The sequence below is a fragment of the Clavibacter quasicaliforniensis genome (assembly GCF_051201715.1).
GTDB classification, from domain to species: domain Bacteria; phylum Actinomycetota; class Actinomycetes; order Actinomycetales; family Microbacteriaceae; genus Clavibacter; species Clavibacter seminis.
Genome location: NZ_CP139624.1, coordinates 2552362 through 2564895 on the forward strand (window position 1 = coordinate 2552362; position 12534 = coordinate 2564895).

Below are 12534 nucleotides of genomic sequence, written 5' to 3' on the forward strand. Positions count from 1 at the left end.
GGGCCGGTCGGCGATCGCCCGGCCGCGCGCCGCCATGATGGAGTGTGCGCACCGCCCTCACCGCCCTCGTCCTCGCCGTCATGGCCGCGCTCACCGGGTGGTCGGTGGTCGCGTTCGATCTGTTCGGCGATGCCGACGACGAGGCGTTCTTCCGTCGCGAGGGTGCCGCGCCGTTGTTCTGGCTCGTGGTCGTCATCTGGGTGGTCTTCGGAGCGGCGGTCCTCCTGGTGCGGAAGCTGCCGGCCCGATCCGCCGCTGCGCTCATCATCCTCGGTTCGGTGGGCCTCGGCGCGGTCGCGATGGCCGGACCGCCGAACACCAGCACCGACTCCGCGCGATACGCGTGGGACGGGATCGTGCAGAACGCGGGCGAGTCGCCCTACCGGTACACGCCGGCCGACCCGGAGCTGCGGGACCTCCGGCCCGACTGGCTCTATCCGAAGACCGTCGTCGGGTCCGACGGCGCCGCCACCTGCGAGGGGAAGCGGATCATGGGCGTCCGCGAGGAGCAGACGCACGAGCCGATGTGCACGGCCCTCAACCGCCCGAAGGTGCCCACCATCTACCCGCCGATGGCCGAGCTGTTCTTCGCGGGTGTGCGCGCGGTCGTCCCGGTGACGGCGGAGTACTGGGCGTTCCAGGCCGCCGGGCTCCTGATGATGACGGCCGTGACGCTGCTCCTCATCCGCGCCCTGCGGAAGCGCGGCAGGCCCGTGTGGTGGGCCGCGCTCTGGGCGTGGTGCCCGCTCGTGGCGAGCGAGGTGGTCACGAACTCGCACGTCGACGCGCTCGGGGCGCTGCTCGCGCTCGCGGCGTCGCTGCTCGTCGCCGGGGGGATGCGGTGGCGCGGCGGCATCGCGCTCGGCGCGGCCATCGCGACCAAGCTCATCCCGGTGATCGCGGCGCCGGCGCTGCTCCGCAAGCAGCCGTGGAAGGTGATCACCGCCGCCGTCGTCACGTTCGCCCTGCTCTACGTGCCGTACGTGCTCAGCACCGGGATCGCCGTGCTCGGCTACCTGCCCGGCTACCTGCAGGAGGAGGGCTACGACGACGGCGGGCGGTTCCCCCTCATCGAGCTCGTCGTGCCCGGGCAGTACGGGCTCGTCGCGGTCGCGCTGATCCTCGCGGTGACCGCCGGCCTCGTCTGGTGGAAGACCGACCCGGCGGATCCGTGGCTCGGCCAGCTCGTGATGATCGGCGTCACGCTCCTCGCCGTCAGCCCGCGCTACCCCTGGTACGCGCTGCTGCTCATCCCGTTCATCGCCATGACCGGCCGCGGCGAGTGGTTCGCGGTGGTGGCCGCGCTCGCGCTGCGACTGTTCGCGCCGGACGAGTGGGCCTGGCAGATCGCGCTCGCGACGGCGCTCGTGATCGTCGTGGCCGGCTCGCTCGTGCGGCTCGGGCCGGAGGGGCGCGCGCGGCTCCTGCCGGTGGCGGTGCGGCGGCGGCTGGGACAGGGGGCCGGCGACCGGGCCGGCGGTCCGCCCAGCCCCTAGGGCGCCGTCTGATCAGCTCGAGGGCGCGTGTCGCGGCCGACGCGACGCGCGGTCCCGGGCGAGACGACGGGCCCGCACGCCGACGGCGACCGACACGGGCACGAGGCCGATGCCCAGCGCGAGGGTGGACCACGCGAAGATCGCGAGCGAGGAGCGACCGACGCGGGCCGGGCGCCCCTCGATGAACGCCGTGTCCGGATCCGCGTCGTCGACGAGGATGCGCGCCGTCCGGCCCGCCAGCTGGTCGGGCCGGCTCGCGCAGTCGTCGTGGTCGAGGATCGTGCGCTCCACGCCGTCGGACGCGGTGTAGGCGTATCGCGGGCAGAACTCGGTCCGCCGGGATCCGTTCGGGGACCCGTCCACGTCGACCGGCACGGACTCCACGAGCACGCCGGGTTCGACGCTGCCGCCGGCGACTCGGAGCTCGCGGATGCGGGACGCGTCGTCCGTGCTCGTCGCCACCCCGAGCGACCCGACGACGATCATGAGGACGGCGAGCACCCCGAGGAGGGCGCTGAGGATGGCGGGGTGGCGGCGCAGGCGGCCGAGGATGCGCAGCGTCTGCAGGGTGCTCACGGGCCGAGGCTAGCGCGGGCTGCGAGGGATGCGGATGGCGAGGCGCTCGCCCGCGACCGGGCGGAGGGCGGCGAAGGACACGGCGTCGAGCTCGGCGGTGACGTCGCCCTCGAGCGCCGACGGGCCGTCGGGTGCGAGGCGGAGCGTGACGAGGATCCGGCCGGCGACGCCCTCGATGCGGCGGACCTCGCCGGTCGCGACGTGGCCGGCGGCGGCCGGGGCCGGCTCGGATGCGGGGTCACGGTCGCGGGAGAGCCGCACGTCCGACGGCGCGGCGATGAGCACGGTCGGCCGCCCGTCGGGATCCCGACCCGTCAGCCGGTTCATCCCCACCAGCCGCGCCACGTAGTCCGTCGCGGGCCGCGCGGCGACCTCGGCGGGTGCGCCCTCCTGCACCTGCCGCCCGTCCTCGAGCACGTGGATCCGCTCGGCCAGCGCGAGCGCGTCCACCGGATCGTGCGTCACGAGCACCGCCGCGCCGCCGAACCGCAGCAGCTCGTCGGCGAGGAGCTCGCGCACGTCGAGCCGCGTGCCCGCGTCGAGGGCCGCCATCGGCTCGTCGAGGAGGAGCAGCGACGGCTCGAGCACGAGGGCGCGGGCGAGCGCGACGCGCTGCGACTGGCCGCCCGACAGCGCGGCGGGGCGGCGGTCGGCGAGGTCCGCGATCCCGAGTCGGTCGAGGAGCGCGCGCGCCCTGCTGTCGGCGACCGCGCGCGCGACGCCGCGCGCCCGCGGCCCGAACGCGACATTGGCGAGGGCGGACAGGTGCGGGAAGAGGAGGTGGTCCTGGAAGACGACGCCGATGCCGCGGCGCTCGGCGGGGATCCGCGCGGCGCTCCCGCCCGGGTCCTCGAGCACCCGGCCGTCGAGCGCGACGCGTCCCGCCGTGAGCGGCGCGAGCCCGGCGAGCGCCCGGAGCAGCGTGGACTTGCCCGCGCCGTTCGGCCCGACGACCGCGGTCGTGGATCCGGCCGGCACCGCGAGCGCGACGTCGAGCCGGAACGCGGCGCTCTCCACGACGACGCGCGCGTCCAAGCCACCGGAGGCCGGCCGAGCGTCCCCGCTCACGCGTGCACCCCCGACGCCCACCGGTCGCGCAGGCTCACGAGCACGACCACCGACACCGCGAGCAGCACGAGGCTCAGCACGACGGCGGCGTCCGGATCCGTCTGCAGCGCCAGGTAGGCCGACAGCGGCACCGTCTGCGTCACGCCCGGGAAGCTGCCCGCGAAGGTGAGCGTCGCGCCGAACTCGCCGAGCGCGCGGGCGAAGCACAGCACCGCGCCCGCGCCGATCCCGGGTGCCACGAGCGGCAGCGTCACGCGGCGCAGCACCGTCCAGCGGCTCGCGCCGAGCGTCGCGGCGGCGTCCTCGAAGCGGCGGTCAGCGCCGCGCAGCGCCCCCTCCACCGCGAGCACGAGGAACGGCATGGCCACGAACGTCTCGGCGATCACCACGGCGGGCGTAGTGAACGGGATGGTGATCCCCGTCAGCGCCTCGAGCGGCCCGCCGATCAGCCCGCGGCGCCCGAGCAGGAGCAGCAGCGCCACGCCGCCGATCACGGGCGGCAGCACGAGCGGTACGGTCACCAGCGCACGGAGGATCCGCTGCACCACGGGCGGGCGGCCCGCCGACCGCGAGAGCACGAACGCGAGCGGCACCCCGAGCAGGAGGCTGAGCGCGGTCGCGGCGAGCGCGCTGCCGAGCGAGAGGCCGAGGGAGCGCGCGATGCCGGGATCCGCCAGCCGCTCCCCCAGCGTCGCCCACGGCGCGCGCACCACGAGGGCCGCGAGCGGCAGCACGAGGAACGCGAGGGCGACCCCGGCGGGGAGCCAGAGCAGGGCGGGGACGCGGTCGGCGCGCTCGCCCGCACGGACGCGGCTGCGGTCGGCGCGCCGCTCAGGGCGCACGGAACCCCGCCGCCTGGAACACGGCGCGGGCGTCGTCGCCGGCCACGTAGTCGGCGAACGCGGCGGCGAGAGCGGGCGACGCGGATCCGGCGAGCGGCGCCACGACGCAGTCGGTCGTGGCGTTCACGTCGTCCGGCAGCGGCACGCCCAGGACCTCGTCGCCCGCGGCGCGCACGTCCGTCTCGTAGACGACCGCCGCGTCCACCTCGCCGAGCTCGACGCGGGTGAGGGCGGCGCGCACGTCCTGCTCGAGCGAGTCCGGCTGCGGCGTGATGCCCGCCGCGGCGAACGCCTGCGCCGCCGCGGCCCCGCACGGCACCTCGGGCGCGCAGAGGGCGAGCGTGCGGGCGGGGTCGGCGAAGTCCGCGAGGCCCGCGACGCGGCCGGGATTCCCGGGCGGCACGGCGATCTCGAGCGCGTTGCGGGCGAACACGCGCGGATCCGCGGCCGTCTCCCCCGCGTCGACGACCGTCTTCATCGTCGCGTCCGAGGCGGAGGCGAACACGTCCGCGGGCGCGCCCTGCACGATCTGCTGCGCGAGCGTCGAGCTGCCGCCGTACGACACCGTGACGGTCACGCCCGGATGCGCGCTCTCGAAGCCGCGGGCGACCTCGTCCATGCTGCCGGTGAGCGACGCCGCGGCCTGCACGACGAGGGTGCCGGCGAGGGAGTCGGGCGCGGGGTCGGGGACGCCGGCGGGCGCGGATCCGGCCGCCGAGCACCCGGTGAGGAGCCCGGCCGCGAGGGCGCAGACGACGGCCGCGCGCGCGACGCGGATCACGCCCTCCCTCCCGTCAGCGTCTCAGGGGCGAGCAGCTCTACGCCCACGTTCGTGGCCTTCACGGTCGCGGCGGCGGGCGCGCCCACCTCGAGCCCGAGCTCGTCGGCGGCCTCGCGGCTGATGAGCGACACCATCCGGAACGGCCCCGCCTGGATCTCGACCTGCGCCATGACCCCGTCGCGCACGACGCGCGTGACGATGCCGGGCATGCGGTTCCGCGCCGAGGTCGGCGGGCGACCGGCGCCGGATGCGGCGAGCGACCCGTCCGCGGCGAGCTCGGTCGCGAGGTGGGCGAGCTGCACGCCGTCGACCTGGATCAGCCGCCCCTCGCCGCGCACGAGGTCGAGCCTGCCGGCATCGGCCCAGCGACGGAGGGTGTCGTCGCTCACGCCGATGAGCGCGGCGGCCTCGCTCACGCGGTAGCGGAAGGGCCCGGATGCGGGATCCGCGGCGACGGGCTGCTCGGCATCCGCGGCGCGGGCGGGCGGGCGGTCCCTCTTCTGCGTCATGCACCGATCCTAGGCACCGCAGGCGCGGCGCGCGCCCGTCGCCCTCATCCGCTCCGTGTCGGTCCCGCTCCGGCGCGCGCGTAGCCTGGGGTGATGAGCACCTCGCTGGGGATGCCGGCGATGCCGCGTCCCGCCGCCGCTAGGGGCCCCGCCCGGCCCGACGATCCGGCGCTCCTCGACCCCTTCGGCCGCCGCGCGACCGACCTCCGCATCTCGCTCACCGACCGCTGCAACCTGCGCTGCACCTACTGCATGCCGGCCGAGGGACTCCCGTTCACGCCCGACCGGCAGGCGCTGCAGCTCGCCGAGATCGAGCGGCTCGTGCGCATCGGCACGCGCGACCTCGGCGTCCGCCAGGTGCGCTTCACGGGCGGCGAGCCCCTGCTGCGCCGCGACCTCATCGAGATCATCGCCGCCTGCGCTGCCATCCCCCACCGGCCCGAGATCTCGCTCACCACCAACGCGATCGGCCTCGCGTCGCGCGCGCAGGCCCTCAAGGACGCGGGGCTCGACCGCATCAACGTCTCGCTCGACTCCGTTCACGCCGAGACGTTCCGGCTCATCACGCGCCGCCCGTTCCTCGACCGCGTGCTCGACGGGATCGACGCCGCGGCTGCTGCGGGGCTCGCGCCCATCAAGATCAACGCGGTGCTCGTGCGCGGCGTCAACGACGAACAGGCGGCGGACCTCCTCGAGTGGGCGGTCGCGGGCGGGCACCAGCTGCGCTTCATCGAGCAGATGCCGCTCGACGCCGACCACGCGTGGGACCGCGACGAGATGATCACGGCCGCCGAGATCCGCGCGCGCCTCTCCGAGCGCTTCACGCTCGTGCCCGACGAGGAGCCGCGCGACGGATCCCCCGCCGAGCTCTGGCGCGTGCACTCCCGGGAGGGCGGCGCCGGCACCGCGATGCTCGGCCGCGTGGGCGTCATCGCGAGCGTCACCGAGCCGTTCTGCGCCGACTGCCGCCGCACCCGCCTCACCGCGACGGGCGGCGTGCGCAGCTGCCTCTTCTCGCACACCGAGACCGACCTGCTCGCACCTCTCCGCTCCGGCGCATCCGACCAGGAGATCGCCGACCTCTGGCGCGGCGCCATGTGGGCGAAGCCGAAGGGCCACGGCATGGACGACGCCGACTTCATCCAGCCCGCCCGCTCGATGAGCGCGATCGGGGGCTGACGTGATCGTGCCCGTGGAGCTCTTCGCGGCCGCAGCAGCGGCGCTCGGCCGCACCACCGACGATCTCGAGCTGCCCGACGGCGCAGCGCTCGGCGACCTGATGGACGCGCTCGGCTCCCGTGCCGCCACCTCGGCGGATCCCGCGAACGCCGCCGCCGTCCTCGCCCGCTGCACCTACCTCGTCGAGGGCGTCGCCACCACCGACCGCGACGCGCCCCTCACCGCCGGCAGCGCGGTGGACGTGCTGCCGCCGTTCTCGGGCGGCTGAAAGCTAGTTACGGCTCACCCACTATTGATGGTCCGATCGGCCTGTGACCTATTCCTACCCGCGGTCCACAGTGGCAGCGTCGAACCTCGCGCCAATGAAAGTAGCGCTCTGATTCCTACTCCAGTAGGGACTGCACCTCGGTAGGCGACGCTGGATTACGACATTCCGCAATGCCTAGCGCGGCCGAAGTGAGGTCCGCAAGAGAAGCAGTATCTTTGGCCACGACTAAGCCCTGGCCGAAATCTATATCCACGTCCGAGTAACCTTCCTCGCCCTCGGGCGCAAGGTATCGAAGAGTGACTGCATCCACAAGGTAATCGTCGTCAAGAGATTCTGCAACCCGCATCACATGCCCTTGTATGTCAGGGCTCTGTTCAGCATTAATGCTGACTGAACTCTGTATACCGTGGAGATCCACTCGCCTTAGCCGAACACCCTCAGCCGCCCTCTGCACCTGCTCCCAAGTAGCAGTGGAAGCATTAGGGCGCCCCTTTCGTAACATATTTCCTAGGTGCGCAATGTGGAGTCGACGGTCACCTAATTCCACACTAAGAGCGGAAAGGGAACCCGCTCGGAAACTCCATAACGGAAATGTGCTACTTCCTTCCAGCGCAGCAGGGGCGCCTGATTGATCAACGTCATTGATAGCATCCGCCTCGGCGGCCGCGCCCTCAGTATCCTCCACCTCGGACCCCGTGCCCTCGTCTGCATTTGGCGCGTCCGCATTGTCAGATTCCACAATTACGAACCCTACGTAAGCGCGCTTCGCGAACCACCTGCTGGCATTCGCTATAATGAGGGGGGACAAATTCAAGCCAGCGATGTCCTCCCGGATGGCTTCCAGGTCACTGAAGGAAAAAAGGCCACCGAGGTAGCTCCAAATTGCTGCGTTGACATCGTCCGAGGGTTGTTGCAATAGCCACGGGAGCAAGAGACGCAGTTCGGCAGCAGAAAGGGTGCCATCCTCGCTTGCGAGAGGAGTATCATCCATGTCACCCACCGCTAGCTCCATGAGACGTGCTGTGCGTGAGATCCTGGCCACGGCATCCTCCGTGAACGCGGACGCAATTAAGTCGATTCCATCAGACGATGCCCCGACGTAGTCACTGACTCCGATACTCAATAGCCGCGCGACGTCCGCGGGATTCTGGCGTCCTTTACCACCTCGGATAAAGTTGGCTCGAACCAAGCCCTGTAAAGGGTTATTGATTTCTGGGGTAGCAGATTCTGCTACTAGTTGGAATGCCTTTGAGTCCGTTATAAGCAAGCGAGAAGAGGACGAAGGTCGCGGGGCCGATGGCCGTAAGTGACGACCAGGCAAAATCGACACGACAACAGCGTCTGTCTTCGCTAAATAGTACTCATCCTTCTCGGCGTTTAACGCCCGGTAGGATGGGCGTAGGAACACGGAACGTGCCCCAGAAACGGCTTGCCGACTGTCGGCAGGCCAACTGAGTACGAAATCAGGGACCGCCGTGTGATTGAAATACTGGGTATTTTCTATATGACACGTAGGATCTATTGATTCAATTTCAGCCCGCACTGTATCTTTGACACGCGACGCGTACAATACTGGATCGTCCGTGTCTCGAGCGACACGTAAAGCCTCGAGGAACGTCATAGCGTGTGCTTCTTTCTCTCCAAAGCCCGAAGGGCAACCTCGAGCTCAGGCTGATCGAGTGTTATTCTTTCCTGCTTAGCGTGGACCACGAGCAACCAACAACGTTCCGAGACAAGCGCCGCGAGACTGTCGTCTAGAGACGTCCCCGCCGGTAGGACCTCTTCATGTTCAACCGCTTCGATGACGGCTTCCTTGGTGTGCAGCTTGCCCCAATCTGCAAGGCGACCAAAAGGGTACGACGTGACAAAAATGTACTCTATTTCCGGATCGCCGTCTAAGTCAGCCCATTGCCTCGCGGTCGTGCTATATGCGTTAGCGAGGAACTCACGAAAATCAGCTGTTTGATTACTCGCCACATTGGCGGCTTTATTTTCCACGTAGATTTCATGGCGCCCTTCATGGAGAAAGCGTCCACGCAAATCATACTTCTTTCGACCACTTTTCAGGAGAGGAAGAACACATAGCTTCTTATTCTCATAAGCGTTCCAGGGGAGCTCGATGAATGTCGTGGCTTCAAGCCAGCGCCGCGTGAAGATCACTCCATCACGCCCCTGCTCCTGTGTCTCTTCATCCGGCATGTTTCCACAGTAGGGTAAAAAGGGCTTTTTCGGGCCCCAAGGCGAGCACGACAGTGGCTTTTCCTCGAGTGCGTTTTTGACGTGAGGCAGGTTCCCACGAGGGTGGCCGTCGAGTCCGAGAGGGCCTGGAGGCTGTACAACGCGAAGGCAAAGGGCGTAAGGAAAAGCCACACGGTCGCAACTCACGTCCTCGCCCGCTGCACCTACCTCGTCGAGGGCGTCGCGACCACCGACTGCGACGCGCCCCTCACCGACGGCAGCGCGGTGGACGTGCTGCCGCCGTTCTCGGGCGGCTGAATCCGGGCCGCTCGCACCCGTAGCCAGGAGCGCCCCGCAGCGGGAGGGTGGGGCATGCCCGCCGCACCCGAACCCGATCCCACACGCGTCCGCGACCAGCCCGCGATCCGCACCGGGCGCCGGCGCCAGTGGCTCGTCCCCGCGGGGCTGATGGCGGGGGTCACCGTCGGGCTGCTCGTCGCGGCGCTCCGGCTGGAGACGGCGATCCCGCTGGCTGGCATCGCCGCGACGGCGCTCCTCTACCTCGCGATGCTCGTCGTCGCCGCGACCGTGCGCACGGCGCGCATCCGGAACCTCGCGTTCGCCTGGCTCATGGGCCTCATCGCCGTCGTCGCGCTCGGTTCGCTGCTCCTCCTGCTGCTGTCGGAGCGCGCGGGGACCTGACGGGGAGGCGCCGCACCCCGCGGTCCCCTACGCGCGGAGGTCCAGCTCGGCCACGACCGCGGCGACGCGCGCACGGGCAGAGGCATCCAGCCCCCGCACCGGGCGCGGCAGCGAGCCAGGCGCGACGAGGCCCAGGTGCTCGGCGATCGCGGCGATCACCCGGAAGCTGCCGCCGTGCTCGGCGAACAGGTCCCACAGCGGCCGCAGCCGGGCGGACTCCGCGGCAGCGGCCTCGCGATCCCCGGCCTGAGCCGCGCGGGTGATCCGCAGGGCGGGCTCCGGCAGCGTGCCGGCGATCGCCGAGTACCAGGCGTCGCAGCCCGCGACGAGGCCGGTCGCGCCGAAGCCGTCGCCGGATACGCCGATCGTCACGCCGGCGGGGATCCGGGCGCGGATCGCCTGCACGCGCGCGGCGGCCGCGGCGGGATCCGCGGGCACGCCCGGGATCTTGATCGACGCGACGTGCGGCAGCCGCGCGATGGACGCGTACAGGTCGTCCGTGAAGGTCACGTGCGTGGTGCCCGGGTTGTCGTAGACCACGAGCGGCACCGACAGCTCGGCCGTCACGTCGGCGAAGAGGCCGTGCACCTCGTCGTCCGTGAGCGCCTGGTAGGTGATGGGCGCGAGGAGCACCGCGCGCGCCCCGGCCCGCTGCGCGTCCTCCGCGAGCGCACGCACCTGCGACGTGGCCAGGGCGCCGATCCCCACGATCACCGGCACGGGACCCGCGTGGTCCACGGTCGCGGTCGCGACCCGGCGGCGCTCCTCCCGGCCCAGGTACGCGTACGAGCCGGTGGACCCGAGGGCGGTGATCGAGTCCACCCCGGCGACGGCGAGCCGCCCGACGAGGCCCGCGTACGCGGCCTCGTCGACCGCGTCGTCGCGGAGCGGGGTGAGGGGGAAGGCGCTGAGACCCGTGAGCATGGGCATCCGATCCGGTCGAGGGCGGCCGATCCCGTCGAGTGGGCGGGTGCGGGGATCACCCCATCCTGACGGGCGTGGGGGTCAGGATGGGCGCCGGTCCGTCACCGCCCGTCGTACGCCGCCTGCAGCTCCGCCACGACGAGCCGGCCCATGCCCATCATCGCGGCCATGGCGCGCGCGGCGCCCGCGGGGTCGGGTCCGCCGATCGTGGACGCCATCGCCTCCGGGACGACCTGCCACCAGAAGCCCCAGCGGTCGCGCACCCAGCCGCACCGGCCCTCGGTCCCGCCGTCGGCGAAGGCGTCCCAGTAGCGGTCGACCTCCTCCTGGGTCGCGGCGGAGATCGACAGGGAGACCGCCTCGGTCGCCTGCATGCCGGGGCCGCCGTTGAGCAGGCGGATCCCCTGGCCGTCGAGCTCGAGGTCGACGACGAGGGCGGTGCCGCGCAGCGCCGGATCGGGGAAGTCGTCCGGGTAGCGCGAGGTGTCGAGGATCCGCGATCCGGGGAACAGGTCGACGTAGAACCGGGCCGCCTCCTCGATCTCCTCGCCGAACCAGAGGGTGGGGGTGATGCGCGGCATGGCGGCTCCTCGTGTCCGACGGCGGCGTCGTCGCGCGCCGTCGGGGCCACGCTAGCCACCGGCGAGCCCGCGGACCAGAGCCCGACCGACGGCGGATGCGGCGGGCGGCTCAGGACGTGCGGCGCCCCGCGAGGAGCGCCTCGAGGACGGCAGCGCCGCGATCCGCGTCCTCGACGGTGACCAGCCGGGCTCGCCCGCCGCTGAGCCGCACCACGAGGCCGGACCCGGACCGCGTCACGTAGGCGACGCCGCGACCCGAGACGCGCAGGCCCCATCCGCCCCACTGCCCCGGCGAGACGTCCTCCCAGCCGGCCGACTCGATGCGCGCGAGGGGCACGCGCATGATCGGGATCCGCGTCCACGCCGACACGACGCGGAACCCGCGCCGGTCGACCGTGACGTCGACGCGGGCGAGAGCGAGCATGGCGAGGCCGACGACGACCAGCGGGAGGCCGGTGAGCGCGGCGGTGCCGACGTCCCTCGCCGGAGCGCTGGCCGCGGCGACGAACCCGAGCACCACGACGACCGCGCCGATCCCCGCGAACCACCCGCTCCCGGTGCGACCGCGCCACGCGACGCGCGCCGTGGCGGGGATCTCGAGCGGCGCCACGTCGTGCGCGGGCAGGGGCCCGGCGGCGCGGACCAGGACGGCCACGGGGATCCCGGCGGCCACCGCCCCCACGCCGAGCAGCACGACGCTCCACGCGACGGGGAGGGTGCCGTCGCCGACGGCGGCGGACGCGGCGATCCCGATCCATCCCGTGCCGAGCATGCCCGCCACGAGGTTCGCGACGAGCAGCACCGTGGCCGCCGTGCGCCGGTCCCGCGACCGCAGGGCGGCGACGGCCAGCGCGACGGCCACGACCGCGAGACCCAGCGCGACCGCGAGCATCACCCAGGGCGAGCCCCATCCGTCGGGCGTCCCGTCGGCGGCGAAGTGGACGGCGATGCGGCCAGGCAGCTCCGGCGCGAGCAGGACGGCCGCGGTGCCGAGCGACAGGGCGATGACCGCCGCGGGGGCGACGACCGCGACGCGCGCGCCGGTCGGCAGAGGCAGGGGTGCTGTGGTGGTCATCGTGCTCCCTTGATCATGGTGAGGAGGTCGTCGAGCGGCACCTCGAGGGTTTCCGCCTGGTCGCGCAGCTCCTCGACGAGCGTCCGCAGGCGGTCGAAGGAGGCGTTGCCCGAGCGGATCACCGTCGCGCCGCGGCCTCGACGCAGCTCGATCAGCCCGTCCGACTGGAGGCTCGCGTAGGCGCGGAGCACCGTGTGCATGTTCACCTCGATGGAGGCGGCGAGGTCCCGCGCCGACGGCAGCCGCTCCCCGCTCGCGAGCTCGCCGCGCGCTATCGCGCAGCGGATCTGCGTGGCCACCTGCTCGGCGAGCGAGGCCTTCGCCGCAGGATCCACCGTGATGAGCATGTTCGCAT

Annotated in this window: 15 protein-coding genes; 5 read left to right on the plus strand and 10 right to left on the minus strand. The window is 71.9% G+C overall.

Annotation, left to right across the window (positions count from 1 at the left end):
- The first annotated feature begins 44 nt into the window (after window positions 1–44).
- Window positions 45–1496, plus strand: a complete 1452-nt coding sequence (locus NL142_RS12145; protein WP_435079828.1) for a glycosyltransferase family 87 protein — start codon at window positions 45–47, stop codon at window positions 1494–1496.
- A gap of 12 nt (window positions 1497–1508) precedes the next feature.
- Here the strand turns inward: NL142_RS12145 and NL142_RS12150 are convergent, their stop codons facing one another.
- From NL142_RS12150 to NL142_RS12170, 5 genes are read right to left on the minus strand one after another with little or no spacing between them, the layout of a single operon-like run.
- Window positions 1509–2072, minus strand: coding sequence for a DUF3592 domain-containing protein (locus NL142_RS12150; RefSeq protein WP_435079830.1), 564 nt, complete (start codon window positions 2070–2072; stop codon window positions 1509–1511).
- Window positions 2073–2081: 9 nt separating this feature from the next.
- Window positions 2082–3140, minus strand: a complete 1059-nt coding sequence (locus NL142_RS12155) for an ABC transporter ATP-binding protein (protein WP_435079832.1) — start codon at window positions 3138–3140, stop codon at window positions 2082–2084.
- On the minus strand, window positions 3137–3982 hold the full coding sequence (locus NL142_RS12160; protein WP_435079834.1) for an ABC transporter permease: 846 nt from the start codon (window positions 3980–3982) through the stop codon (window positions 3137–3139). Before NL142_RS12160 ends, NL142_RS12155 begins: the two co-directional genes overlap by 4 nt.
- A complete protein-coding gene (gene modA / locus NL142_RS12165) occupies window positions 3972–4763 on the minus strand; it encodes a molybdate ABC transporter substrate-binding protein (RefSeq protein ID WP_435079836.1) in 792 nt (263 codons plus the stop codon). The genes NL142_RS12160 and modA overlap by 11 nt, the downstream gene beginning before the upstream one ends.
- On the minus strand, window positions 4760–5272 hold the full coding sequence (locus tag NL142_RS12170; protein ID WP_435079838.1) for a TOBE domain-containing protein: 513 nt from the start codon (window positions 5270–5272) through the stop codon (window positions 4760–4762). Before NL142_RS12170 ends, modA begins: the two co-directional genes overlap by 4 nt.
- 120 nt (window positions 5273–5392) lie before the next feature.
- Between NL142_RS12170 and moaA the strand changes: the two genes are divergently transcribed.
- Together moaA and NL142_RS12180 are read left to right on the plus strand one after the other, a co-directional pair.
- Window positions 5393–6451, plus strand: a complete 1059-nt coding sequence (gene moaA / locus NL142_RS12175) for a GTP 3',8-cyclase MoaA (protein WP_435081598.1) — start codon at window positions 5393–5395, stop codon at window positions 6449–6451.
- 1 nt (window position 6452) lies between these two features.
- Window positions 6453–6719, plus strand: coding sequence for a MoaD/ThiS family protein (locus NL142_RS12180; protein ID WP_435079840.1), 267 nt, complete (start codon window positions 6453–6455; stop codon window positions 6717–6719).
- 1617 nt (window positions 6720–8336) lie between these two features.
- Here NL142_RS12180 and NL142_RS12185 read toward each other — a convergent pair.
- Window positions 8337–8918, minus strand: a complete 582-nt coding sequence (locus NL142_RS12185; RefSeq protein ID WP_435079842.1) for a hypothetical protein — start codon at window positions 8916–8918, stop codon at window positions 8337–8339.
- Window positions 8919–9020: 102 nt separating this feature from the next.
- Here NL142_RS12185 and NL142_RS12190 point away from each other — a divergent pair, with 102 nt between their 5' ends.
- Both NL142_RS12190 and NL142_RS12195 read left to right on the plus strand, forming a co-directional pair.
- A complete protein-coding gene (locus NL142_RS12190) occupies window positions 9021–9215 on the plus strand; it encodes a ubiquitin family protein (RefSeq protein ID WP_435079844.1) in 195 nt (64 codons plus the stop codon).
- Between the two features lie 54 nt (window positions 9216–9269).
- A complete protein-coding gene (locus tag NL142_RS12195) occupies window positions 9270–9599 on the plus strand; it encodes a hypothetical protein (protein ID WP_435079846.1) in 330 nt (109 codons plus the stop codon).
- A 27-nt stretch (window positions 9600–9626) separates the two neighbouring features.
- Here the strand turns inward: NL142_RS12195 and NL142_RS12200 are convergent, their stop codons facing one another.
- From NL142_RS12200 to NL142_RS12215, 4 genes are all read right to left on the minus strand, one after another.
- Window positions 9627–10523, minus strand: coding sequence for a dihydrodipicolinate synthase family protein (locus NL142_RS12200; RefSeq protein ID WP_435079848.1), 897 nt, complete (start codon window positions 10521–10523; stop codon window positions 9627–9629).
- A 101-nt stretch (window positions 10524–10624) separates the two neighbouring features.
- On the minus strand, window positions 10625–11104 hold the full coding sequence (locus tag NL142_RS12205; protein ID WP_160478655.1) for a VOC family protein: 480 nt from the start codon (window positions 11102–11104) through the stop codon (window positions 10625–10627).
- Window positions 11105–11213: 109 nt separating this feature from the next.
- Window positions 11214–12179, minus strand: a complete 966-nt coding sequence (locus NL142_RS12210) for a DUF1648 domain-containing protein (RefSeq protein ID WP_435079850.1) — start codon at window positions 12177–12179, stop codon at window positions 11214–11216.
- Window positions 12176–12526, minus strand: coding sequence for a GntR family transcriptional regulator (locus NL142_RS12215; protein ID WP_435079852.1), 351 nt, complete (start codon window positions 12524–12526; stop codon window positions 12176–12178). The genes NL142_RS12210 and NL142_RS12215 overlap by 4 nt, the downstream gene beginning before the upstream one ends.
- Window positions 12527–12534 lie beyond the last annotated feature (8 nt).